At 51.9% G+C, this 24590-nt stretch carries 23 protein-coding genes and 5 tRNA genes; 14 read left to right on the top strand and 14 right to left on the bottom strand.

The genetic code is table 11. The features are described from left to right. Window position 1 precedes the first annotated feature (1 nt). On the bottom strand, window positions 2-1294 hold the full coding sequence (ptsJ, locus tag ACLJPQ_RS14340) for a transcriptional regulator PtsJ (RefSeq protein WP_000565114.1): 1293 nt from the start codon (window positions 1292-1294) through the stop codon (window positions 2-4). An 82-nt stretch (window positions 1295-1376) separates the two neighbouring features. On the opposite strand from ptsJ, the gene pdxK reads away from it, so the two are divergent. Together pdxK and ACLJPQ_RS14330 are read left to right on the top strand one after the other, a co-directional pair. Continuing rightward, entirely contained in the window at window positions 1377-2243 is an 867-nt protein-coding gene (pdxK, locus tag ACLJPQ_RS14335) for a pyridoxine/pyridoxal/pyridoxamine kinase (protein WP_000529615.1), read from the top strand. Further along, on the top strand, window positions 2240-2479 hold the full coding sequence (locus ACLJPQ_RS14330; protein ID WP_000844541.1) for a hypothetical protein: 240 nt from the start codon (window positions 2240-2242) through the stop codon (window positions 2477-2479). Before pdxK ends, ACLJPQ_RS14330 begins: the two co-directional genes overlap by 4 nt. 149 nt (window positions 2480-2628) lie before the next feature. Here the strand turns inward: ACLJPQ_RS14330 and crr are convergent, their stop codons facing one another. The 5 genes from crr to cysZ form a co-directional block, all read right to left on the bottom strand. Continuing rightward, entirely contained in the window at window positions 2629-3138 is a 510-nt protein-coding gene (gene crr, locus ACLJPQ_RS14325; protein WP_000522253.1) for a PTS glucose transporter subunit IIA, read from the bottom strand. A 40-nt stretch (window positions 3139-3178) separates the two neighbouring features. After that, window positions 3179-4906, bottom strand: a complete 1728-nt coding sequence (ptsI, locus tag ACLJPQ_RS14320; protein ID WP_000623118.1) for a phosphoenolpyruvate-protein phosphotransferase PtsI — start codon at window positions 4904-4906, stop codon at window positions 3179-3181. A gap of 48 nt (window positions 4907-4954) precedes the next feature. Continuing rightward, a complete protein-coding gene (ptsH, locus tag ACLJPQ_RS14315; protein ID WP_000487600.1) occupies window positions 4955-5212 on the bottom strand; it encodes a phosphocarrier protein Hpr in 258 nt (85 codons plus the stop codon). Between the two features lie 383 nt (window positions 5213-5595). Continuing rightward, a complete protein-coding gene (cysK, locus tag ACLJPQ_RS14310) occupies window positions 5596-6567 on the bottom strand; it encodes a cysteine synthase A (RefSeq protein ID WP_000036904.1) in 972 nt (323 codons plus the stop codon). Window positions 6568-6730: 163 nt separating this feature from the next. Next, window positions 6731-7492 carry a sulfate transporter CysZ gene (gene cysZ / locus ACLJPQ_RS14305; protein ID WP_000255008.1) on the bottom strand — a complete coding sequence of 254 codons (762 nt, stop codon included), beginning with the start codon at window positions 7490-7492 and terminating at the stop codon, window positions 6731-6733. 231 nt (window positions 7493-7723) lie between these two features. Between cysZ and zipA the strand changes: the two genes are divergently transcribed. The 3 genes from zipA to ACLJPQ_RS14290 all read left to right on the top strand — a co-directional run bounded on the left by zipA (window position 7724) and on the right by ACLJPQ_RS14290 (window position 11017). Continuing rightward, window positions 7724-8710, top strand: coding sequence for a cell division protein ZipA (zipA, locus tag ACLJPQ_RS14300; RefSeq protein WP_000983126.1), 987 nt, complete (start codon window positions 7724-7726; stop codon window positions 8708-8710). Between the two features lie 71 nt (window positions 8711-8781). Continuing rightward, entirely contained in the window at window positions 8782-10797 is a 2016-nt protein-coding gene (gene ligA / locus ACLJPQ_RS14295; RefSeq protein WP_000433278.1) for an NAD-dependent DNA ligase LigA, read from the top strand. Window position 10798: 1 nt separating this feature from the next. Next, window positions 10799-11017, top strand: a complete 219-nt coding sequence (locus ACLJPQ_RS14290; protein ID WP_001519708.1) for a DUF3820 family protein — start codon at window positions 10799-10801, stop codon at window positions 11015-11017. Here ACLJPQ_RS14290 and ACLJPQ_RS14285 read toward each other — a convergent pair. Then, window positions 11014-12012: a bile acid:sodium symporter family protein gene (locus ACLJPQ_RS14285; protein ID WP_000765580.1), complete on the bottom strand. Its 999-nt coding sequence runs from the start codon at window positions 12010-12012 to the stop codon at window positions 11014-11016. The two genes, ACLJPQ_RS14290 and ACLJPQ_RS14285, sit on opposite strands and share 4 nt — an antisense overlap. A gap of 89 nt (window positions 12013-12101) precedes the next feature. On the opposite strand from ACLJPQ_RS14285, the gene ACLJPQ_RS14280 reads away from it, so the two are divergent. Next, on the top strand, window positions 12102-13028 hold the full coding sequence (locus ACLJPQ_RS14280) for a LysR family transcriptional regulator (protein ID WP_001109829.1): 927 nt from the start codon (window positions 12102-12104) through the stop codon (window positions 13026-13028). Between the two features lie 61 nt (window positions 13029-13089). Here ACLJPQ_RS14280 and ACLJPQ_RS14275 read toward each other — a convergent pair whose 3' ends face one another. Then, the gene (locus tag ACLJPQ_RS14275) at window positions 13090-13851 is read right to left on the bottom strand and encodes an outer membrane protein (protein WP_000722926.1); all 762 of its coding nucleotides are present in this window, start codon (window positions 13849-13851) and stop codon (window positions 13090-13092) included. A 255-nt stretch (window positions 13852-14106) separates the two neighbouring features. Here ACLJPQ_RS14275 and xapA point away from each other — a divergent pair, with 255 nt between their 5' ends. Genes xapA through ACLJPQ_RS14255 form a run of 4 tightly spaced genes read left to right on the top strand, consistent with a single transcriptional unit; the run spans window position 14107 to window position 17404 of the window. Then, complete coding sequence (gene xapA, locus ACLJPQ_RS14270) at window positions 14107-14940, top strand: xanthosine phosphorylase (RefSeq protein ID WP_001119748.1); 834 nt, start codon at window positions 14107-14109, stop codon at window positions 14938-14940. A 54-nt stretch (window positions 14941-14994) separates the two neighbouring features. Then, a complete protein-coding gene (locus tag ACLJPQ_RS14265; protein WP_000513241.1) occupies window positions 14995-16251 on the top strand; it encodes a nucleoside permease in 1257 nt (418 codons plus the stop codon). A 58-nt stretch (window positions 16252-16309) separates the two neighbouring features. Continuing rightward, window positions 16310-16468, top strand: coding sequence for a XapX domain-containing protein (locus ACLJPQ_RS14260; RefSeq protein ID WP_000658727.1), 159 nt, complete (start codon window positions 16310-16312; stop codon window positions 16466-16468). A 51-nt stretch (window positions 16469-16519) separates the two neighbouring features. After that, window positions 16520-17404 (top strand): LysR family transcriptional regulator, encoded by an 885-nt coding sequence (locus tag ACLJPQ_RS14255; protein WP_000438890.1) that lies wholly within the window; start codon window positions 16520-16522, stop codon window positions 17402-17404. 164 nt (window positions 17405-17568) lie between these two features. On the opposite strand, the gene ACLJPQ_RS14250 is transcribed toward ACLJPQ_RS14255, so the two are convergent. The 3 genes from ACLJPQ_RS14250 to ACLJPQ_RS14240 all read right to left on the bottom strand — a co-directional run bounded on the left by ACLJPQ_RS14250 (window position 17569) and on the right by ACLJPQ_RS14240 (window position 17845). Then, a tRNA-Lys gene (locus ACLJPQ_RS14250) sits at window positions 17569-17644 on the bottom strand. A 4-nt stretch (window positions 17645-17648) separates the two neighbouring features. Continuing rightward, window positions 17649-17724: transfer RNA gene (locus ACLJPQ_RS14245), tRNA-Val, on the bottom strand. 45 nt (window positions 17725-17769) lie between these two features. Then, window positions 17770-17845, bottom strand: a tRNA-Val gene (locus tag ACLJPQ_RS14240). Window positions 17846-18103: 258 nt separating this feature from the next. On the opposite strand from ACLJPQ_RS14240, the gene gltX reads away from it, so the two are divergent. Continuing rightward, window positions 18104-19519 carry a glutamate--tRNA ligase gene (gltX, locus tag ACLJPQ_RS14235; RefSeq protein WP_000695623.1) on the top strand — a complete coding sequence of 472 codons (1416 nt, stop codon included), beginning with the start codon at window positions 18104-18106 and terminating at the stop codon, window positions 19517-19519. A 53-nt stretch (window positions 19520-19572) separates the two neighbouring features. Here gltX and ACLJPQ_RS14230 read toward each other — a convergent pair whose 3' ends face one another. Both ACLJPQ_RS14230 and ACLJPQ_RS14225 read right to left on the bottom strand, forming a co-directional pair. Beyond that, on the bottom strand, window positions 19573-19965 hold the full coding sequence (locus ACLJPQ_RS14230; protein ID WP_000826514.1) for a MerR family transcriptional regulator: 393 nt from the start codon (window positions 19963-19965) through the stop codon (window positions 19573-19575). Between the two features lies 1 nt (window position 19966). Then, window positions 19967-20329, bottom strand: coding sequence for a MerR family transcriptional regulator (locus ACLJPQ_RS14225; protein WP_000472034.1), 363 nt, complete (start codon window positions 20327-20329; stop codon window positions 19967-19969). Between the two features lie 221 nt (window positions 20330-20550). Here ACLJPQ_RS14225 and ACLJPQ_RS14220 point away from each other — a divergent pair. From ACLJPQ_RS14220 to ACLJPQ_RS14210, 3 genes are all read left to right on the top strand, one after another. Then, window positions 20551-20626: transfer RNA gene (locus ACLJPQ_RS14220), tRNA-Ala, on the top strand. 42 nt (window positions 20627-20668) lie between these two features. Then, window positions 20669-20744: transfer RNA gene (locus ACLJPQ_RS14215), tRNA-Ala, on the top strand. Between the two features lie 190 nt (window positions 20745-20934). Beyond that, entirely contained in the window at window positions 20935-23124 is a 2190-nt protein-coding gene (locus tag ACLJPQ_RS14210) for a sensor domain-containing phosphodiesterase (protein ID WP_080184843.1), read from the top strand. Between the two features lie 52 nt (window positions 23125-23176). On the opposite strand, the gene nupC is transcribed toward ACLJPQ_RS14210, so the two are convergent. After that, window positions 23177-24379 carry a nucleoside permease NupC gene (gene nupC, locus ACLJPQ_RS14205; protein WP_000376347.1) on the bottom strand — a complete coding sequence of 401 codons (1203 nt, stop codon included), beginning with the start codon at window positions 24377-24379 and terminating at the stop codon, window positions 23177-23179. Window positions 24380-24590 lie beyond the last annotated feature (211 nt).

The following is a 24590-nucleotide window of genomic DNA, read 5'->3' as shown; positions in this document are numbered from 1 at the left end:
GTTAGCGATTTAGCGCCTGATGGATATCAGCCGCCAGCGTGTTGATCTCGCTGTCATTTAATGTCGACAGCGTGATACGTAGACCGTGAGACGGCGCGCTTACGCCAAAGGCTTCTCCCTCACGTACCAGCCAGCCGGATTTTGCCAGCGTAAACGCGGTAGCCTGGCTATGGGTGTCCAGCGGGAGCCAGGCATTCACGCCGTCGCCGGGAGAAATGGCGATGCCATATTGCTGTAGGGCGCGGGCCAGTTTTTGTTGCCGGGTGGCGTAAAACAGCCGCGTTTGCGCCAGCCTGTGCTGATACTCAGGGTCGGTCAGGCAGGCGTAGACCAGATCCTGTAACAGATGGCTGACCCACTGACTACCGGCATTTAGCCGCAGCCGAAGTTTTGCCGAGGTCGCGCTGTCGCTGGCGACAATAGCAAGACGTAAATCGGGGCCGAGGGTTTTGGAAACGGAGCGTATCACCGCCCAGTGTTGCGTTGTCTGCGCAATAACCGGCTGCCAGGGCGACGAAGAAAGCAGGGCGAAGTGATCGTCGATAATGACCACTACCTGAGGGTAACGCGCCAGTATATTTTGCAGCGCAGCGGCACGGCGAGCGCTCAGGCTACAGCCGGTAGGGTTGTGCGCGCGCGGCGTTAAGATCACTGCCCGCGCGCCCTGGTTTAGCGCCTGTTCCAGCTTTTCAGGCTGCATTCCTTCGCTATCCACACTGACCGGGCTGGCGCTAAAACCGGCATAGCGCAGCATATTGATACTGCTTAAAAAACAGGGATCTTCCACCGCGACGCTGTCGCCCGGCAGCAGATGCGCGCAAAGCAGTCTTTCAATGGCGTCGATAGCTCCGCTGGTGATATCAATTTCGCCTGCGACGGGGGTGGCATCCCGTAGCCAGCGCGCCGCCCAGGCGTGTAGTTCAGGGGAAACGGGCGCATCGCCGTAGAGATGCGGCGTGCGGCTGAGACGGGCAAAATAACGGCTAAGGTCAGGCAGACGCTGCGGATCGGGATTGCCGCCGGAAAGGTCGTGCAGAGGCGTATGCGGATCGCCGCCTTCCAGCGCTACGGGAGACGGACTGCCTTTAATCACCGTCCCATTGCGGCCTAAACTTTGCGCCAGTCCCGCCGTTATCAGCCGTTTATACGCCGCTGCGACGGTATTGCGGTTCACCTTTAATTCGCTTGCCAGCTCCCGTACCGGCGGGAGCGAATCCTCCGCCCGTAACGTGCCGGCGATAATGTGTTGACGGATACTGTCAAAAATTTCGTTAGCGGTTTTTCCGTCGATCATTATTGACCTATGACAAAATGAATTTTAGCATATGACAATGATAATGAGGCGGTAGCCTGCTGTCCAGCGAGAGGAAAATTTTATGGGACAAGAGAGTGATATTCAGTCAGTGCTCTTCGACGACAACCATCGGGCATTACAGACCGATATCGTCGCCGTCCAGTCACAGGTCGTGTACGGCAGCGTAGGCAACAGTATCGCTGTTCCGGCCATTAAAGCGCAGGGATTACGCGTGACGGCGGTCCCGACGGTGCTGTTCAGCAATACGCCGCACTATAAAACCTTTTATGGCGGCATTATTCCCGCCGAGTGGTTTGCAGGCTACCTTACGGCGTTGAATGAGCGCGATGCGCTACGTGAATTAAAAGCGATTACCACCGGTTACATGGGCAGCGCAGACCAAATTGTCTTGCTTTCGAAGTGGCTAATGGCGATCCGGGCTTCGCATCCGGAGGTGTGTATTCTTGTCGATCCGGTCATTGGCGATACCGACAGTGGAATGTATGTGCAGGCGGAGATTCCGCAGGCTTATCGCACACATTTGTTGCCGCAGGCGCAGGGGCTAACGCCGAACGTATTTGAGCTGGAGATGCTGAGTGGTAAACCGTGTCGCACGCTGGAAGAGGCGGTGGCGGCGGCGCAATCGCTGCTTTCCGATACGCTGAAATGGGTGGTTATCACCAGCGCGCCGGGCGAATCTCTGGAGACCATAACGGTTGCCGTCGTTACCGCGCAGGTCGTGGAGGTCTTTGCTCATCCGCGGGTGGCGACGGAGTTAAAAGGGACGGGAGATCTTTTCTGCGCCGAGCTGGTCAGCGGTATTGTGCAGGGAAAAAAACTGACGACCGCGGCAAAAGATGCGGCGCAGCGCGTGCTGGAGGTGATGACCTGGACACAGCAGTGTGGCTGTGATGAGTTAATTCTGCCGCCGGCACGGGAGGCGCGATGAAGAGTTATCGGCTGGTAGTTCGCCAGCAGGGACGTATCGTGGGGCATTTTGAAACGAGCGGGCTGGACGCGCTGGAAGATATCTGCGTGGCGCGAGCGATGTTTGGCATCACTGGCGGCTATCAGTGCGAGTTGCAAGTGTCCGATTCCGAACGCAGGATGCTGGAGAGTGGCCCGGATGGGATGAAGATCCTGATGCGCGAGAAGTGCTTTCGCCCGGTGACCTCGCAGTTGTAACCCGTGGATTGGCGCTGAAATGTTCGCAACCTTGTAGGCCTGATAAGCGTAGCGCCATCAGGCAGTGCGCCGCACCACCGCCGGATGGCGGCGCAAGTACAGGCAAAAAAAATGGCGCCCAAAGGCGCCATTCTTCACTGCGGCAAGAATTACTTCTTAATGCGGATAACCGGAGTTTCACCCACGGTCACGCTACCGGACAGTTTGATCAGTTCTTTGATTTCATCCATGTTGGAGATAACAACCGGAGTCAGGGTAGACTTGGCTTTTTCTTCCAGCAACGGCAGATCGAACTCGATGACCGGATCGCCAACTTTCACGCGCTGACCTTCTTCAGCAATACGCTTGAAGCCTTCGCCTTTCAGCTCAACGGTGTCGATACCGAAGTGAACGAACAGCTCAATGCCGCTATCGGATTCGATAGAGAACGCATGGTTGGTTTCAAAGATTTTGCCGATGGTACCGTCAACAGGGGCGACCATTTTGTTACCGGTTGGTTTGATAGCGATGCCATCACCAACGATTTTTTCAGCAAAAACTACATCCGGCACGTCTTCGATGTTGACGATCTCGCCAGAGAGCGGGGCAACAATCTCAATAGTTCCGGTGTCTTTCTTATCATCAGAAACCAGAGATTTTAGTTTATCGAACAAACCCATGATCTTCTCCTAAGCAGTAAATTGGGCCGCATCTCGTGGATTAGCAGATTGTTTTTTCTTCAATGAACTTGTTAACCAGCGTCATTAACTCGTCCGTTGTCGGTTGAGCAAGAGCCTGCTCTGCTAACACCTTCGCATCTTCGAAGTTCGTGTTACGGATAATCTTCTTAATGCGCGGGATAGAAATGGCGCTCATAGAGAATTCGTCCAGACCCATCCCCAGCAACAGAAGTGTAGCACGTTCGTCGCCTGCAAGCTCACCACACATGCCAGTCCATTTACCTTCTGCATGAGAAGCATCAATAACTTGCTTGATCAAGTTCAGTACGGACGGTGACATTGGCTGGTAAAGGTGTGAAATCATATCATTACCACGGTCAACTGCCAGGGTGTACTGCGTTAAATCATTGGTGCCGATACTAAAGAAATCAACTTCTTTGGCTAAATGACGCGCAATTGTCGCCGCAGCCGGTGTTTCCACCATCACGCCAATCTCAATGCTTTCGTCAAATGCTTTACCTTCGTCACGCAGTTCCTGTTTGTAGATTTCAATCTCTTTGCGCAGCGCGCGAACTTCTTCAACAGAGATGATCATCGGGAACATAATGCGCAATTTACCGAAAGCGGAGGCACGCAGAATCGCGCGAACCTGGTCACGCAGGATCTCTTTGCGATCCATGGCGATACGCACGGCGCGCCAGCCCAGGAACGGGTTCTCTTCTTTCGGGAAGTTCATGTACGGCAGCTCTTTGTCGCCGCCAATGTCCATGGTACGGACGATAACCGCCTGCGAGCCGCACGCTTCAGCGACCGCTTTATAGGCGGCAAACTGCTCTTCTTCCGTCGGCAGCGCGTCGCGATCCATGAACAGGAATTCAGTACGATACAGACCAACGCCTTCCGCGCCGTTACGCTCAGCGCCTTCAACGTCGCGAACGGTTCCGATGTTGGCGCAAACTTCAACCTGATGTCCATCCAGCGTGATTGCCGGCAGATCTTTCAGTTTTGCGAGTTCCGCTTTCTCGGTCGCAACCTGCTCCTGGACGGCGCGCAGTTGCTCAATAACATCGTTGGTCGGGTTGACGTAAACCTGGTTGTTTACGGCATCCAGAATCAGATAGTCGCCGTTTTTCACCTGAGAGGTGACGCTACCGGTACCTACGATCGCCGGCAGTTCCAGAGAACGCGCCATGATGGAGGTATGAGACGTGCGTCCGCCCGCGTCGGTGATGAAGCCCAGCACTTTCTGCAGGTTCAGCTGCGCGGTTTCTGACGGCGTCAGGTCAGCGGCAACCAGGATAACTTCTTCCTGAATCGCGCTCAGATCGATAATGGCCAGACCCAGGATGTTGCGCAGCAGGCGCTTACCAATATCACGTACGTCAGCCGCACGCTCTTTCAGGTATTCGTCATCCAGTTCTTCCAGGGCAGTGGCCTGACCTTCGATAACTTCATGCGCGGCTGCGTCAGCCGTCATGTGCTTATCTTTAATCAGGGCTATGATTTCCTGCTCCAGCTCCTCATCTTCGAGCAGCATAATATGCCCTTCAAAGATGGCTTCTTTTTCTTCACCGAACGTTTCACCAGCTTTTGTCTTGATCGCTTCCAGTTGCGCAGATGCCTTGGCACGACCGCTCAGAAAACGTTCAACTTCCTGATCAACCTTGTCGGCAGAAATTTTTTTCCGGTCAATGACGATTTCGTCTTCTTTCAGCAGCAGTGCTTTGCCGAAAGCGATACCCGGGGATGCTAAAATGCCTGAAATCATAACCCTACCTTACTTGTGACTGATTTTTAAAAGAACCCGGAAAAAAACTTACTCGAGTTCCGCCATCAGTTTGACCAGATGTTCAACCGCTTTCTGCTCATCTTCACCTTCTGCGGAGATGGTGACGACGGTGCCTTGAGTCAGGCCCAGAGTCTGCAGTTTAAACAGGCTTTTCGCGCTGGCGCTTTTGCCGTTGGAAGTCACAGTAATCTCAGAAGTGAAGCCTTTTGCTTCTTTAACAAACTGAGCAGCAGGGCGGGTGTGCAGACCGTTCGGAGCGGTAATGGTAACTTCTTGCTGGAACATTGTATTTCCCCAACTTATAGGTTTAGTGTTGTGGAACTAAAGTCTAGCCTGGCGGCTCAACTTTAGCCTGTATTGTTAGCGCCGGCGTAAACGGGACGCGACACAAAAGGTGTTCTACGCAATCCGTTGCTGGCAACTTATGGCCGCTGACGTTTCGCTCGTCATTAAACATTATGCCGCGAAAGGAAGAGTTGAACCAAATCATAAAATCGATTCAGCTAACGCTTTTCCTGTAACGATTAATTTCGCGCATCAAAATAATTAGTCTGGTTAAATACCAGTTCCGGCAGGGTGAATCAATGCCAGGTGAGGTGAAAGTTTGAAGCAGGCCACAAAAAAGCACCCAAAAAGGTGCTTTTTTACGCGTTTTTAACATGCTGGCATCACTGTTGCAGTTCTTTCTCAGTAAAGAGATCGGCGAACAACGCGGTGCTCAGATAACGCTCACCTGATGAAGGTAGGATAACCACAATATTCTTATTGGTAAAGCTTTCATCTTCCTGCAGCTTAAGCGCTGCAGCAACCGCGGCGCCGGAAGAAATTCCCGCCAGAATACCTTCCTCTTCCATCAGACGGCGCGCGGTAGAAATGGCTTCTTCATTGGTGATGCCAACCACTTTATCAATCAGTTTCAGATCCAGGTTGCCCGGGATGAAGCCTGCGCCGATGCCCTGAATTTTATGCGGGCCCGGTTTGATCTCTTCACCAGCCAGCGCCTGGGCGATAACCGGGGAGTCAGTGGGTTCTACCGCAACGGTGATAAGATCGGTTTTACCCTTCGTCCCTTTGATATAACGCGTGACGCCGGTTAACGTACCGCCAGTGCCGACGCCGGAGATAAACACATCCACCTGACCATCGGTGTCTTCCCAGATTTCCGGGCCGGTGGTTTTTTCATGGATTTCCGGGTTGGCAGGGTTACTGAACTGCTGGAGCAGGAGATATTTTTGCGGATCGCTGGCGACAATTTCTTCGGCTTTCTGAATAGCGCCTTTCATCCCTTTCGCCCCTTCGGTCAGCACCAGATTCGCGCCTAATGCTTTGAGTAGCTTGCGGCGTTCAATGCTCATGGTCTCCGGCATGGTCAGGGTGAGTTTGTAACCGCGCGCGGCGGCGACATACGCCAGCGCAATACCGGTGTTGCCGCTGGTCGGCTCGACCAGTTCCACGCCAGGTTTCAGTACGCCACGCTTTTCGGCATCCCAAATCATATTGGCGCCGATACGGCACTTGACGCTGAAGCTCGGGTTGCGCGACTCCACCTTCGCCAGAATGCGTCCATTACCGATACGGTTCAGTCGAACCAGCGGCGTATGACCGATAGTCAGCGAGTTATCTTCATAAATCTTACTCATGGCCTGTCCTTAACTGTATGAAATTGGGATACCTTCCCAGCATACCTTCCAGCCAGATATGGGGAAGTAAGGATTTCGCATATCTATATGCTGATGGGAAATAATGGTTATCAGTATGGAATAAGAGACAGCATAAGCCATCTCTTATTTATACATTTTTACGTTATTTCCATAACGCGTGTTTAGCACGCCAGCAATCAACCCACATTGCCGTCGCGCCACAGACGGCGACAGGCATAATGAAAAGGTTAAGCACTGGAATCATCGTAAAGAGGCTGGTGAGCGCGCCAAATTGCATATTCGCGACCTTCTGCGTGCGCAACGCGGCGCGCATCGTTTTAAACGGCACTTTGTGGTTATCAAACGGGTAGTCGCAATACTGGATCGCCAGCATCCAGGCGCTGAACAAAAACCACAGTACCGGCGCGATGGTTTGGCCAATGCCAGGAATAAAATAGAGAACCAGCAGCACAATAGCGCGCGGCAGATACCACGCCAGCTTTTGCCATTCACGTTTCATAATGCGCGGTACATCTTTCATGATGCCGAGTATGCCGGTATCTGGCGGCGTGGCGCCGGTTAACCGCGCCTCAAGCTGTTCGGCTAAAAGGCCGTTAAACGGCGCGGCGATCCAGTTGGCGAGGGTAGAGAAAAAATAGCCAAAGACCAGCAGAACAGAGATAACCGCAATCGGCCACAGCAGATAGCTCAGCCATTGCAGCCAGTCCGGCACATGACTCATCAACGAAGGTATCCAGGCGTCAAGCTGGGTAAACAGCCACCAAAATGCGCCGCCCATCAGCACAATGTTGACCAGCAAAGGTAAAATAACAAAGCGGCGGATTCCCGGTAGGGTGACTAACTTCCATCCTTGCGAGAAATAATAGACGCCGCTACGTGGTACGGTTGTGGATGATGAAACCATATTCAGGACATACTCCTTTTTCTTAAAGCCCTGGGTAAACGTGGGATATCTTACCCGGTTATCAGACGGTGGATAGTTCGGAAATGTTCGAAAAAACAGCAAAAAGCACATTTTCCTTCATCTTTATGCTGCGAAAGCCAACAGTACACTTGCACTTGACGTAATCGGCAAATACTCTTAGTGAGTAAATGTTTGCCGTGGTGGCAAGGTGTTAGAACAACAGAGAATATAATGATGCAGGATTTGCGTCTGATATTAATCATTGTTGGCGCGATCGCCATAATCGCTTTACTGGTACATGGTTTCTGGACCAGCCGTAAAGAACGATCTTCTATGTTCCGCGATCGTCCACTAAAACGCATGAAATCGAAACGCGACGACGACTCGTATGACGACGATGTCGAAGAAGACGAAGGCGTGGGTGAAGTTCGTGTTCACCGCGTAAATCATGCCCCCGGCCAGTCGCAGGAGCATGATGCCCCTCGTCAGTCGCCGCAACACCAGTACCAGCCGCCTTATGCGTCTGCGCAACCGCGTCCAGCGGCGCCGCCGCAGCCGCAAGCGCCGATGCAACAGCCGGTTCAGCAACCGGTCCAACCTGCGCCGCAGCCTCAGCAGGTTCAGCCATCTGCGCCGCCGGTACAGCCGCCGCAACAGCAGCCTGCACCGCCGTCGCAAGCGCCGCAGCCTGTTGCGCAGCCCGCGCCGCCGCCATCAGCGCAAACCTTCCAGCCTGCGGAACCTGTGGTTGAGGCGGAACCGGTAGTGGAAGAAGCGCCGGTTGTGGAAAAACCGCAGCGTAAAGAGGCGGTCATCATTATGAACGTCGCGGCCCATCATGGCAGCGAGCTTAATGGTGAAGTGTTACTGAACAGTATTCAGCAGTCAGGCTTTAAATTTGGCGATATGAATATTTTCCATCGTCATTTGAGCCCGGACGGCAGCGGCCCGGCCTTGTTCAGTCTCGCGAATATGGTCAATCCGGGAACGTTCGATCCTGAAATGACGGACTTCACTACGCCTGGCGTCACTATCTTTATGCAGGTACCGTCTTACGGCGATGCGCTGCAGAACTTCAAGCTGATGCTGCAATCTGCGCAGCATATCGCTGATGAGGTCGGCGGCGTCGTGCTGGATGACCAGCGTCGGATGATGACGCCGCAGAAACTGCGCGAATACCAGGACCGCATCCGCGAGGTGATGGACGCTAACGCCTGAGGTTAACGCAGGTGTGACATTTTTAACGTAACCCCCGCCTGTCGGGGGTTTTTTATCATTGATGGTGTGATATGGAACCAATCGAACAACAACTGACAGAACTGCGAACCACGCTTCGCCATCATGAATATCTGTATCATGTGATGGATGCGCCGGAGATTCCCGACGCCGAATATGACCGCCTGATGCGGGAACTGCGAGAGCTGGAGGCGCAACGTCCGGACCTTATCACGCCGGATTCGCCCACGCAGCGCGTTGGCGCGGCGCCGCTGACGGCATTCAACCAGATTCGCCATGAAGTACCGATGCTGTCGCTCGATAACGTATTTGATGAAGAAAGCTTCCTGGCGTTTAACAAGCGAGTGCAGGATCGTCTAAAAAGCACGGAAAATGTCATCTGGTGCTGCGAGCTAAAACTGGATGGCCTGGCGGTCAGCATTCTGTATGAAAACGGCGTGCTGGTGAGCGCTGCGACGCGTGGCGACGGCACCACCGGTGAAGATATCACTTCAAACGTGCGCACGATTCGCGCCATTCCGTTAAAGCTGCACGGCGATAACATTCCGGCGCGTCTTGAAGTTCGCGGAGAGGTATTTTTACCGCAGGCCGGGTTTGAAAAGATCAATGAAGACGCGCGCCGCACTGGCGGCAAAGTGTTTGCTAACCCGCGTAACGCGGCGGCGGGCTCGCTGCGTCAGCTTGATCCGCGTATTACGGCGAAGCGACCGCTAACATTTTTCTGCTACGGCGTCGGTATTCTGGAAGGCGGCGAGTTGCCGGATACGCATCTGGGACGGTTGCTGCAATTTAAAGCGTGGGGGTTACCGGTCAGCGATCGCGTGACGCTGTGCGATTCTCCCCAGGCGGTACTGGATTTTTATCGCAACGTCGAAAAAGATCGCCCCACGCTCGGTTTTGATATCGACGGCGTGGTGATTAAGGTCAACTCGCTGGCTTTGCAGGAACAGCTGGGCTTTGTGGCCCGCGCGCCGCGCTGGGCGGTGGCGTTTAAATTTCCTGCTCAGGAGCAGATGACTTTTGTGCGCGATGTTGAGTTTCAGGTCGGGCGCACCGGGGCGATTACGCCGGTGGCGCGTCTGGAACCGGTTCAGGTGGCTGGTGTGCTGGTCAGCAATGCCACGTTGCATAATGCCGATGAAATTGAGCGGCTTGGCTTGCGCATTGGCGATAAGGTGGTTATCCGTCGGGCAGGCGATGTGATCCCTCAGGTGGTCAACGTGGTTCTGTCCGAACGCCCTGAAGAGACGCGTCCGATTGTGTTTCCAACGCACTGTCCGGTGTGCGGATCGGACGTAGAGCGCGTCGAAGGCGAAGCCGTTACCCGTTGTACCGGCGGGCTGATTTGCGGCGCGCAGCGTAAAGAGTCGCTGAAACATTTTGTGTCGCGCCGGGCAATGGATGTAGACGGGATGGGCGATAAGATCATCGACCAACTGGTGGAAAGGGAGTATGTCCATACGCCAGCGGATCTGTTCCGTCTGACGGCGGGTAAACTGACCGGCCTGGACCGAATGGGGCCAAAGTCCGCGCAAAATGTTGTTAACGCGCTGGAAAAAGCCAAAGCGACGACCTTTGCGCGTTTTCTCTATGCGCTGGGCATCCGTGAAGTGGGTGAGGCGACGGCAGCGGGGCTGGCGGCTTATTTCGGCACGCTGGAGGCGCTGCAGGCCGCCACGATTGACGAGTTGCAGAAAGTACCTGACGTGGGAATTGTGGTCGCTACGCACGTCTTTAACTTTTTTGCCGAAGAGAGTAATCGTGATGTGATTGGGCAGCTACTGGCGGAAGGGGTTCACTGGCCCGCGCCGGTAGTCATTAATGTGCAAGAGATCGATAGCCCGTTTGCCGGTAAAACCGTGGTACTAACCGGTAGCCTGAGCCAGATGTCCCGCGATGACGCTAAAGCGCGTTTAGTGGCGCTGGGCGCGAAAGTGGCAGGCAGCGTATCGAAGAAAACCGATCTGGTGATTGCCGGTGAAGCGGCGGGTTCCAAACTTGCCAAAGCGCAGGAACTGGGCATCAATGTCATTGATGAAGCGGAAATGATCCGCTTACTGGATGCCTGAGATGGAAAAAGAGCAGCTGGTTGAAATCGCCAACACCGTGATGCCGTTCGGCAAATATCAGGGACGTCGATTGATCGACCTTCCGGAAGAGTATTTGCTGTGGTTTGCCCGTAAAGATCAGTTTCCAGCGGGTAAACTGGGGGAATTGATGCAAATCACGCTGCTGATTAAAACCGAGGGGCTGACGCAACTGGTGCAGCCCCTGAAACGCCCGCTTTAAGCTTTCGCGGCGCGGCTTTCCTGCTGCGCCTGTAACTTCTCGGTCTGGCGTTTGTAGCGCCGCGCAAGCCCTGCGCAGACCATCAGTTGGATCTGGTGGAAGATCATCAGCGGTAATACCATCATACCCAGCACTGACGTCGGAAACAGAATATTGGCCATCGGGATCCCGTTGGCCAGGCTTTTTTTCGAACCGCAGAAAACAATAGTGATTTCGTCGGCTTTATTGAAGCCGCATTTACGGGCGACAAAGACGTTAATGGCGATGACGATCGCCAACAGTATGAGGCTGACCACGACGATAAACAGCAGCGATCCCCAGCCGACTTTGTGCCAGATGCCGTTGACCACCGCTTCGCTGAACGCCGAGTAGACCACCAGCAAAATAGAGGTCTGATCTGTTTTCGCGATCCACTTTTTGTTGCGCGCGACCCAGTTGCCGATCCACGGGCGAGACAGGTGTCCCAGCACAAAAGGCAGCAGCAGTTGCAGCATAATTTTGCCCACCTCTTCCAGACTGCCCTGCGCGCCATGAATATTCATTACCAGACCGACCAGCAGCGGCGACAGGAAAATGCCCAGCAGACTGGACGCAGACGCTGAGCACACCGCGGCCGCGACGTTACCGCCCGCGAGTGAAGTAAATGCAATCGCCGACTGCACGGTGGCGGGCAAAATGCACAGATACAGAAAGCCGCTGTAGAGCATAGGGTCGACATTGACAGGCGCCCACCAGGCAAACAGTACGCCGAGGACAGGAAAGAGCACAAAAGTGCTGCACATGACCCAAAGATGCAACCGCCAGTGGCTGCCGCCAGCGATGATCGCTTCACGTGAAAGCTTCGCGCCATGCATAAAAAACAGCAGAGCGATGGCCGCTGTCGTAATGCCTTCAACGACAGGCACAAAGCTGCCTTCCGCCGGGAAAAAAGAGGCCAGTAGTACCACGGTGATAAGTGTCAGCGTGAAAGGGTCAAGGATACGAAAAAGTTTCATAAAAACTCCTGAAAGTCGGTGCAGCTATTTTGCGTTTTTCGCTTTGAGAAATAAAATTGATTTATTGCATCTATATATGAATCTAGTCGATGAACTATTCACTGCGTCAACTGCGTATTTTTATTACCGTCGCCCAGGCCAAAAGTTTCAGTCGGGCAGGGGACAGGATTGGACTGAGCCAGTCTGCGGTCAGTCATAGCGTAAAAGAGCTGGAGCGGCAAACCGGCGTCAGACTGCTGGATCGCACCACGCGTGAGGTGGTGCTGACCGAGGCGGGGCAACAACTGGCGACGCGTCTGGAGCGGGTGCTTGATGAACTGAACAGCATACTGCGCGATGCAGGCAGAGTAGGGACACAATTAACCGGCACCGTGCGCGTTGCCGCGAGCCAAACCATTTCTGCGCATCTTATTCCGCAATGCATTGCCCAAAGTAATTCACTTTATCCCGCTATTGATTTTGTATTGCACGATCGTCCGCAGCAGTGGGTGCTGGAGAGCATCCGCCAGGGTGAAGTGGATTTTGGCATCGTTATCGATCCCGGCGCAGCGGTGGATTTACAGTGTGAAGCCATCTTATCAGAGCCTTTTTTACTGTTGTGTCGCCAGGATCATCCGTTGGCGCATCAGGAATGGGTGAACTGGCAGGATCTTAAACAGGCGTCGCTGGTTTTACAGGATTATGCTTCCGGCAGTCGACCGCTGATTGATGCGGCGCTGGCCCATTTTGCTATTGAGGCGGATATCGTGCAGGAGATTGGTCACCCGGCCACGCTTTTTCCAATGGTGGAAGCGGGAATCGGCATCAGCGTGCTGCCCGCGCTGGCGTTACCGCTCCCGCAGGGCAGCCACTTGCAGGTTAAACGGCTGACGCCCGTAGTTGAAAGGCAGCTCATGCTGGCGCGGCGAAAAAACCGATCGCTCTCCACGGCGGCGCAGGCGTTATGGGACGTGGTGCGTACCCAGGCCAGCGAATTAACCGCCGCGAGGGCGAAAGATCCGCTGTATCAGCTATAAATATCTATCTGTCCGTGTGTGAGGTGCGGTCTTGCCCTGCCATTTTTGACAGGACAGTGTGTTAAAACAGGTATTTGATGGAATAAATAATGCCATCCTGCAGGAAGGATTCTCCTAACTTATTATCAGCGTAACGATATTGTACTCCTGCGGTCAGGTGAGGAGTCGCATTCCACCACAGCGCTACTGCGCCATTAATGCCATCTTTCCCGCCATTGCCCGCAGCGTAGGACGCATCGCGGTCAAACTCATACTCATTCCAGTTCGTTACGCTGAATTTCTCACTACCCAACGAGAAGCTATAACCGGCCACCCAACCTAGTACATAACCATTATCGCCTGTGTAGTAGGTCTGATCGGTATAACGTTTGGCAAAGAAGGGTTTAAACCAGTAACCGTTACCCGTGAAGTTATAGCCTAAACCATAGAGAAACATGTCATCATGGAAATTAGCGCGATGAGGTGAACCGTACGTCCCGTAGGCATGGAGATAGAGGTTTAATCCTGTATCGCCCAGATAAATACGGTTGGTATTTTTAAAGGTGTAACGCTGTTCGCTGCCTGGTTTAGCGTGGCGGCCATTGTAAAAATTTTCCCAGTCGAAGAACCCGTACATTTCTCCCCAGCTAAAATTCGCTCCGCCTTCCAGTTCCAGGTACCCAAAATCATCTTTATGGGATTTTTTACTGGTTTTTTCCGTGGTGTCTGATGTCCAGTCGAGGTAATGGAGGCCGATATCGGCGAACCCGCCTTTAAATTCCGCATGGGTGAGTGCGGGAATAATGAGTAAAGAAGAAAGCGTCAGAGTAAGAATTTTTTTCATAGCATATTTCCCTATGCCGATAATTATTAATGGGTTAATTAAAAAGAGGCAATTTATAAATATGAAAGCGGCATATTGTTAATATGAAGTGCAAGCAAAAACCAATACTGTTTTCCCTCTGTATTAATACAGAAGCGATCTAAATCTATCGATATTAAATGGCTATTGATGACACGTGAAAAGTGTATTGGTCAGCAAGGGGCGATGGTCGTTATAAAAAGGAGTCAAATTAAATCCGATAGAACAAGGAAACTTATGCCTCACGCTCTTTTTTCTCATAATCCTGAGTATTGTATTGATATTATTCATGCACATAAACCGGCATTTACCCCGCGAGTCGCGTTTATTTTAGGCTCCGGGTTGGGTGCTCTGGCGGATCAAATCGAAGATGCGGTAGCCATTTCTTACGAGAAATTGCCGGGATTTCCCGTCAGCACCGTACACGGCCATGCTGGTGAACTGGTGCTCGGCCATCTGGCGGGTGTTCCGGTGGCCTGTATGAAAGGCCGCGGACATTTTTATGAAGGGCGTGGAATGGCGGTGATGACCGATGCCATTCGCACGTTGAAATTACTGGGCTGTGAAGTGTTGTTCTGCACCAATGCGGCAGGATCTCTGCGTCCGGAAGTGGGGCCGGGTAGCCTGGTTGCGCTTAGCGATCACATTAATACGATGCCCGGTACGCCGATGGTGGGGCCAAACGATGATCGTTATGGCGATCGCTTCTTCTCGCTGGCTAATGCTTATGACGCAGATTATCGCGCCATGCTTCAGTCCGTTGCGGCAGAGGAGGGATTCCCCCTCACTGAAGGCGTATTTGTTTCTTATCCGGGTCCGAACTTCGAAACGGCGGCAGAAATCCGCATGATGCAGATTATTGGCGGCGATGTGGTCGGAATGTCCGTTGTCCCTGAGGTGATTAGCGCACGTCATTGTGGTCTCAAAGTTGTTGCCGTCTCAGCGATCACCAATCTGGCGGAAGGGCTGGGCGATGTAAAACTCTCCCATGCGCAAACGCTGGCGGCGGCTGAACTTTCCCGGCAGAACTTTATCAATCTGATTTGCGGCTTTTTACGTAAGCTGGCCTAAACACAATGACTACGGCCCCGTATTGGGGCTTTATCTCACGGCAAGGAATAAAAAATGGGTATTACGTCCCGCTTAAAAGTCATGTCGTTCTTGCAATATTTTATCTGGGGGAGCTGGCTGGTTACCCTGGGCTCTTACATGATCAACACTCTGGATTTTACCGGCGCGAATGTCGGTATGGTCTACAGCTCAAAAGGACTGGCAGCGATTATCATGCCGGGCATTATGGGGATCATTGCTGATAAATGGCTGCGCGCTGAGCGAGCCTATATGCTTTGCCATCTGGTTTGCGCGGGGGCGTTATTATACGCCACCACCGTTACCGATCCCCAGACGATGTTCTGGGTGATGTTGGTTAATGCGATGGCGTATATGCCAACGATTGCATTATCCAATAGCGTTTCGTACTCCTGTCTGGCGAAAGCAGGTCAGGATCCGGTAACGTCATTTCCGCCTGTGCGCGTTTTCGGCACAATAGGTTTTATTGTTGCGATGTGGACGGTGAGCCTGATGGGGCTGGAACTGAGCAGTGCGCAATTATACATCGCTTCTGGCGCATCGTTATTGCTGGCCCTGTATGCGCTGACGTTACCGAAAATTCCGGTAGCCGAGAAGAAGGCGAACACCACGCTTGCCAGTAAGCTCGGACTGGATGCTTTTGTTCTGTTTAAAAATCCACGCATGGCAATCTTCTTTTTGTTTGCGATGATGTTGGGGGCGGTGCTGCAAATTACCAATGTCTTCGGTAATCCGTTCTTGCATGATTTTGCCCGTAATCCTGAGTTTGCCGATAGTTTTGTGGTGAAGTATCCCTCTATCTTGCTTTCAGTTTCGCAGATGGCGGAAGTGGGCTTTATCCTCACCATTCCGTTTTTCCTTAAACGCTTTGGTATTAAAACAGTAATGCTGATGAGCATGCTGGCGTGGACGCTGCGTTTCGGCTTCTTTGCCTTTGGCGATCCATCCCCGTTTGGCTTTGTGCTACTGCTGCTGTCGATGATTGTTTATGGCTGCGCATTTGATTTCTTCAACATCTCAGGGTCAGTATTTGTAGAGCAGGAGGTGGACTCAAGTATTCGCGCCAGCGCGCAGGGGCTATTTATGACCATGGTTAACGGCGTGGGGGCGTGGATTGGGTCTCTTTTAAGCGGTATGGCCGTGGATTATTTTTCTATTGATGGCGTAAAAGATTGGCAAACCATCTGGCTGGTCTTTGCCGCCTACGCTCTGGCATTGGCCGTTATTTTTGCATTGTTCTTTAAATATCAACACCATCCAGAAAAACTGTCGACCAAATCATTAGCACATTAATTTTATTTGAATGGCGAGAGGATGTTCGCCAGTCCATTTTTATGAACAAGGACACAGCATGAAAGAAATTATTCTCTCCTCCGGTATTGGATTTGGTATTGGCGCATTTTTTACTTTATGCCGTATACCTATTCCCGCACCAAATGTTTTACCCGGGGTATTATCTATTGTATTTATGTATATTGGGTATCTTGTCGTTAAATCTATTTTTTACTAGGTAATATGGTAAATTCCAGACGTTATCCCTTATTCCTGGAGTGCGATAGTGATGGAACGAGCCCATCGTATTGATCTAAAGCTATTACGTTATTTCCTCGCTGTTGCAGAAGAATTGCATTTTGGCCGGGCTGCTGCCCGGTTAAATATGTCACAACCTCCCTTGAGTATCCATATCAAAGAACTTGAACAGCAACTGGGTACATTGCTGTTTATTCGTCATTCCCGCAGCGTTGCATTAACCCATGCCGGGAAAGTTTTAATGGAGGAGTCACGTCGCTTGTTAGCCAGTGCAAATCAGGCGCTGGCGCGAGTGGAGCAGATTGGTCGCGGTGAAGCGGGGCGCATTGAACTGGGTGTGGTTGGTACGGCGCTGTGGGGAAGAATGCGTCCTGCGATGCGTCACTTTTTGAAAGCAAATCCCAATGTTGAAGTACTTTTTCGCGAAAAGTCTCCCGGTATGCAAATGGCGTTGTTAGAGCGTCGGGAACTTGATGCAGGGATCTGGCGTATGGCTATCGAACCAGCAGTCGGTTTTACCAGCATACGTTTGCATGAATCTGCATTCATGGTTGCAGTTCCGGAAGATCACGATCTGGCATCCAGAGATTCTGTGCCGTTGGCGGCGTTGCGCAATGAATATTTTGTTACGTTGCCTTCCGTACATTCTGATTGGGGATTTTTACAACGTGTATGCCAACAGGCAGGCTTTTCGCCAATGATTATTCGGGAAGTGGTTGAGCCGCAAACGGTGTTGGCGATGATCAGTATGGGGATCGGGATTACGTTGATGGCTGATGGCTATGCGCAAATGAGCTGGCCGGGTGTGGTGTTCCGTCCGTTAGAGGAACGTATTCCGGCGGATTTGTATATTGTGTATGACCAGCAGCAGGCAACGCCAGCACTGGAGAAACTGGTGGCGGCGTTGACGGTATGATGTCTGTGCCGGATGGCGACTAACGTCTTATCCGGCCTACGTGTGCGGTGTCGTCTGTAGGCCTGATAAGCGCAGCGCATCAGGCAAGACCCGAACCTGCGGCAGGTTCGAATCTTATAAATCGCAGATAGCAAAAAAAGCGCCTTTAGGGCGCTTTTTTACATTGGTGGGTCGTGCAGGATTCGAACCTGCGACCAATTGATTAAAAGTCAACTGCTCTACCAACTGAGCTAACGACCCGAAGTGGTGGGTGATGACGGGATCGAACCGCCGACCCCCTCCTTGTAAGGGAGGTGCTCTCCCAGCTGAGCTAATCACCCACTTCTCAATTTCTTATCTACACGGCGGAGACTACATAAAGTAGTTGGTGGGTGATGACGGGATCGAACCGCCGACCCCCTCCTTGTAAGGGAGGTGCTCTCCCAGCTGAGCTAATCACCCCCGCTGTGTGGAGTCGCATTATAGGGAGAGTTGAAAATGAGTCAACGCATTTTCTAAAGTTTTTGTTTGTTCGTCGTAAAATTAAACAAAACGATCGTGAATTACCCCGCACTGCATGATTTCTATACGGAAATAGCAAAGCGCAGTGTTCTGACCGGATCAACATTGAGGAATCAAGCCACAGTGATAGAATACAAGGCTATTCATCTTTCCAGGATTTGCCGGTTGTCGGCATCTTTATAAACGTAAGGCCATTTCATGAAAATCAAAACTCGCTTCGCGCCTAGCCCGACAGGTTATCTGCACGTCGGCGGCGCGCGTACTGCTCTTTATTCCTGGCTTTTCGCACGTCACCACGGCGGTGAATTCGTGCTGCGTATTGAAGACACCGATCTTGAGCGTTCCACGCCGGAAGCCATTGAAGCCATCATGGATGGTATGAACTGGCTGAACCTGGAATGGGACGAAGGCCCATATTTCCAGACCAAACGTTTTGATCGCTATAACGCGGTGATTGACGAGATGCTGGAGGCGGGAACGGCCTATAAATGCTACTGCTCTAAAGAGCGTCTGGAGCAACTGCGTGAAGATCAGATGGCGAAAGGCGAGAAGCCGCGTTATGACGGGCGTTGCCGTCACAGCCACGAACATCATGCCGACGATGAGCCATGCGTGGTGCGCTTTGCCAACCCGCAGGACGGTTCCGTTATTTTTGATGATCAGATCCGTGGCCCGATCGAATTCAGCAATCAGGAGCTGGACGATCTGATCATTCGTCGTACCGACGGTTCCCCAACCTACAACTTCTGTGTGGTGGTGGACGACTGGGATATGGAAATTACCCATGTGATTCGTGGCGAAGACCATATCAACAATACTCCGCGCCAGATTAACATTCTGAAAGCGTTAAACGCGCCGGTGCCGATGTACGCGCATGTGTCGATGATTAACGGCGACGACGGTAAAAAGCTGTCTAAACGCCACGGTGCGGTGAGCGTGATGCAGTATCGCGATGACGGTTATCTGCCGGAAGCGTTGCTGAACTATCTGGTGCGTCTGGGCTGGTCCAGCGGCGATCAGGAGATCTTCACCCGCGAAGAGATGATCAAGCTGTTCTCCCTCGGTGCGGTGAGCAAGTCTGCGAGCGCGTTCAACACTGATAAACTGCTGTGGCTGAACCACCACTATATCAATACGCTGGCGCCGGAATATGTGGCGACGCATTTGCAGTGGCATATCGAGCAGGAAAATATCGACACCCGTAACGGCCCGCAGCTTGCTGAACTGGTGAAGTTGCTGGGCGAACGCTGCAAAACTCTGAAAGAGATGGCGCAGAGCTGCCGCTACTTCTATGAAGACTTCAGCGAGTTTGACGCCGATGCGGCGAAAAAACACCTCCGCCCGGTGGCGCGTCAGCCGCTGGAAGTGGTGCGCGACAAGCTGTCGGCGATTACGGACTGGTCAGCAGAAAACGTCCACCACGCGATTCAGGCCACGGCGGATGAGCTGGAAGTGGGGATGGGTAAAGTAGGGATGCCGCTGCGTGTGGCTGTGACCGGTGCCGGGCAGTCGCCTGCGCTGGATGTCACCGTACATGCGATTGGTAAAACCCGCAGCATTGAGCGTATCAACAAAGCGCTGGGCTTTATCGCCGAGCGTGAAAGTCAGCAGTAACGCCAGCTGAAACAGAATAAACGGCAGGGCAGACGCCTGCCGTTTATTATTTGTTAGTCCGCCTCATTGATACCTAAACGCGTCAGAAATCCGCGAATACCTTCCCGTGATAAAAACAGCGCCAGTTTTTCCTGTTCCTGAGCAGACATATTTTCAACGGCATCAATAATTTGTCGATAAGCGTGACTGTGCGCCGCGTTCGCATATTCTGCGAAAGCCTCTTCCGCCTGATAAAACGCAGGCAGTTTGCGAAAAGCCGGAATATTGAGAATAAACTCCCGCACGCTGGCATCAATATGGATGAGTCTTGCGCGTCCGCCTTTGACGCCGGGAAATTTTTCGGTTTTCCAGTGTTGTTCTCTGATCCAGCGATTGACGGTTTGTCTGGCCACGCCGAGGCATTCAGCCAGCTCTTCAGTGGTCATTTTACTGCGTAATCTTTTCATATTATTTGCTATCGCGTATCCCTAAGCGTTGTAACAAACCGGTAATCCCTTCACGCACGAGGAGAGAGGTAAACTGTTTCTGCTCGGATGAGGTCATCTCTTTGGCAAGCGTCATGAGCAGCGCTTCAAGCGATGCGTTGCTGGCAGGCGTGAATGTGTCTGCGTGATGGTCAACTGAACGTTCAGCGCTGCGGATATATTCACGAACCTGTTCGTTTACATGAACCAGACGGGCTTTACCGCCCTGGACGCCAGGTTTGGGCGATGTTGCCCAGCCTTCTTTCCGTACCCATTTATTGATGGTTTGTCGGCTGTAACCGGTGAGATTAGCGAGTTCTTCTGGCGTCATCCGTTCCTTGAACATAACGATTCCCTGAATAGTCGTGGGGTTAATTAGTGGTTCATTTTATAGCACCATTTTAGTCGAAACCGTGACGTGTTTAACTACTGAATGCGAGTTGTGCCGCAATGTCCTTTATTTGAATGCTTTTTCAGCGATTGAATTCGGCAAGTTCATTTTGCCGTTGACACATGCCGAGGGAATTCATATGATGCCGCCCGTCAACTCGACAAGCTTTACGTAGTGGGGCTATAGCTCAGCTGGGAGAGCGCTTGCATGGCATGCAAGAGGTCAGCGGTTCGATCCCGCTTAGCTCCACCAAATTTACTCCCGATAAATTTGGCGTATACGTAAAAGCACTATGGGGCTATAGCTCAGCTGGGAGAGCGCTTGCATGGCATGCAAGAGGTCAGCGGTTCGATCCCGCTTAGCTCCACCAACATTCGAACCCTCGCTGAAAAGCGGGGGTTTTTGTTTTTTGTCACAAAATTTATGGCCTCTGATCTGCTCTTCAGGTGCGTTTGTTTGCCGCTGCTTTTGCGGTCAATATGAGCTTTTGTTAGATTGCTTCATAATGCGAATATACTTATTATTCATGCGCCTTATATAATGATGTGAGCATTAAAGCAATGCCGGATAAGAGTAACGTATTAAAAAATATAAAAATATTCTTACTGGCCTTCTGCCTGACCGTTCCGGCTATTCTGCTATCTCGTCTCATTTCTCCCCGCGCCACAATTGATTCCAGCTATATCTTTCTGGCCTGGCTACCGCTCTGCGTCATGTTTTCCGTGCTGTTCTTATTTGGCCGCCGTGGCGTCGCGCCGACGGTAGGCGGAATGATGTTGACTAATGAATGGAATTTTCATTTACCTCTGCCACAGGCGATGGTGCTGCTATTTTGCCAGACGTTTCCCGTGTTGCTGGTTTGCGCTATCGTACGCTGGCAGCTGGGCGCGCGCTGGCGCTACGGAATACCCAACCAAGGCATCTGGCTACGCGTTTTCTGGTTAGGGTTAATGACGCCGTTTGGCATAAAAATCAGTATGCATCTGGCGGGGCACTACCTGGCTTTCCCGGTGACCATCTCTACCTTCTTTGGCACCGGCACCGCTATTTTCTCGATTGTTGATTTATTGAGTCTGATTTCTGCCGCGCTTATTTTTACCCTCTTTTTCTATTATCCGCTGCGGATGATAGTCAGCCCGCACTATATTCGTATTTTCTGGCGGAGGGATGTCGCTCCTTATCTCGCCAAAGAAAAACGCCTGTTTACGCTTCTCTGGTTTGCCACTCTGGCGACGCTATTAGCGGTGCTGTGTACGCCTTTCGAGACAAAGTATATTGCTGGCTATCTGGTGCCAGTTCTGTTCATTGGATTTACCATCGGCGTGGGGAAAATCAGCTATCCGCTGTTGAATTTTAGTTGGGCTCTCACTGCGCTATTCCTGCTTAGCTATAACCGCAATTTTCTGCAGGGCGTGGGCTCAGAATATTCGCTGGCATTTATCCTTTCAGTTCTCATTTCTTTTAGTATTTGTTTGTTGTACATGGCGCGGATTAATCAGCGTAGCGAATGGTTGAATCGACAGTGGCACTCGCAGGCATTAACCGATCCGTTGACGCAACTGCCTAACCTGCGTGCGCTGGAGCAGTTTCTTTTACAGGATGCCGGGCAAAGCGTGTGTTATCTACGCATGGAAAACCTGGAATTTCTGAGCCGTCATTACGGTATGCAGATGCGCGTGCATTGCGAACGCGAGGTGTTTCGCGTGTTGCAGCCGCTGCTGCTGGAAAAGGAGAAAATTTTCCATCTGCCGGGCAGTGAATTATTGCTGGTATTGACGGGACCGGAGACGGAAGCCCGCCTGCAATATATGCTCAATGTGCTTAATAACCGCAAAATTTACTGGAACAATACCGGTCTGGACATGGAATACGGCGCATCGTGGGGAACATTCGATGGTCGCCAGGAAACCTTGCAACCGCTGTTGGGGCAATTAAGCTGGCTGGCGGAGCAATCCTGTTCGCATCGTCGGGTGCTTGCACTGACCCAGAGTATTGAAGCCGCTTCCGGGCAGACGACGGAACGGGTGCTGCGGTTGCAGAAAATCCGTCAGGCGCTGGAGCGCGGCGCGCTGGTTTTGTATGCGCAACCCATTCGCGACGCGCAGGGAAAAGGGTATGACGAGATTCTGACGCGGCTTCGGTGCGACGACGGTATCATGATGCCGAATCAGTTCATTCCGCTTATCGCCCAGTTTAACCTGAGCGTACGGTTTGATATGCAGGTGATGGAAGCGCTCCTGCAATGGTTGTCCGCGCATCCTTCGGCGGAGCAGGGGGCGCGTTTCTCGGTTAATTTGATGCCGCTGACGCTGCTGCAAAAAGAGACGGCGTCGCGCATTATGCAGCTTTTTAAACGCTATGGCGTCCCGCCTGCTTCGGTCATCATCGAAATTACTGAAGAACAGGCCTTCTCTCATTCCGAAATCAGTATGCACAATATCAACCAGCTGCGTAAGTTTGGCCTAAAAATCGCCATTGATGATTTCGGCACCGGTTATGCAAACTATGAACGGCTAAAACGCCTCAAGGCGGACATCATTAAAATCGACGGTTGTTTCGTAAAAGATATTCTGACGGACTCCCTGGATGCGATGATCGTGAAATCCATCACTGATTTAGCGAAAGCGAAATCGTTGAGCGTCGTGGCTGAGTTTGTTGAAACGCCTGCGCAGCGCGATCTGCTATTGCAGCTTGGCGTACATAGTTTGCAGGGATATCTGATTGGCCGCCCGCGCCCGTTAGGCAAATAAGCGGCATAAAAAAACCGGGGATAGCTCCCCGGTTTCTACATTAAACGCAGACTTACAGTACCAGCGCCGCGATAGAGGCGGACAGTACGCTCACCAGCGTAGAACCGTAAACCAGTTTCAGACCAAAACGGGAAACCACGTTGCCTTGCTCTTCGTTCAGGCCTTTAATCGCGCCCGCAATAATACCGATGGAAGAGAAGTTCGCGAAGGACACCAGGAAGACGGAGATAATGCCTTCAGCGCGTGGAGAGAGGGTAGAGGCGATTTTCTGCAGATCCATCATCGCCACGAATTCGTTGGAAACCAGTTTGGTCGCCATGATACTTCCTACCTGCAGCGCTTCACTGGACGGTACGCCCATTACCCATGCGACCGGGTAGAAGATGTAACCCAGAATGCCCTGGAAGGAGATGCTGTAGCCGAACCAACCGGTAACCGTTGCGAACAGCGCGTTCAGCGCCGCGATCAGCGCGATGAAGCCGATCAGCATCGCCGCGACGATAATCGCCACTTTAAAACCTGCCAGAATGTACTCGCCCAGCATTTCGAAGAAACTTTGGCCTTCATGCAGGTTCGACATCTGAATATTTTCTTCGCTGGCATCAACGACATAGGGGTTGATCAGCGACAGAACGATAAAGGTGCTGAACATGTTCAGAACCAGCGCTGCGACCACATATTTAGGGTCCAGCATGGTCATATACGCGCCCACGATAGACATGGAAACGGTAGACATTGCGGTCGCCGCCATGGTGTACATGCGGTTACGGGACATTTTGCCGAGGATATCTTTATAAGCGATAAAGTTCTCAGACTGGCCGAGGATCAGCGAACTGACGGCGTTAAAAGACTCCAGTTTGCCCATACCGTTTACTTTGGACAACAGGAAACCAATAGCGCGGATGACCACTGGCAGAACGCGGATATGCTGAAGAATACCGATCAACGCGGAAATAAAGACGATCGGGCACAATACTTTCAGAAAGAAGAACGCCAAACCTTGATCGTTCATACTGCCAAAGACGAAGTTTGTCCCTTCGTTGGCAAATCCGAGCAGTTTTTCAAACATCTCGGAGAAACCTTTTACGAAGCCAAGGCCAACATCCGAGTTCAGGAAGAACCAGGCCAGTAATACTTCGATAACAAGTAACTGAATGACGTAACGAATGCGAATTTTTTTACGGTCGCTGCTAACCAGCAGTGCGAGTACCGCAACAACGGCAAGCGCCAGGACAAAATGAAGGACGCGGTCCATATTTGCTCCAAATATGAGGCAGGTTTAATTTTCGTGCACATTCTATGCAACAGCCGTAAAGAAAACGAGATCCAACACACACTATAATAAGGACCTGTGACGAGATTCAAAATTAGTGATCTGTAATACACTTTTACTGTACTGAATATGAAAATGAAAAGTTATATCAGTGTGCTAATCTTGTAATGTTAAGCCAAACTGTTCTGATACA

Source organism: Salmonella sp. SAL04213 (assembly GCF_046550535.1).
Lineage (GTDB): Bacteria > Pseudomonadota > Gammaproteobacteria > Enterobacterales > Enterobacteriaceae > Salmonella > Salmonella enterica.
The sequence above is the reverse complement of the archived record's forward strand: the minus strand, read 5'-3'. Positions and strand labels throughout refer to the sequence as shown.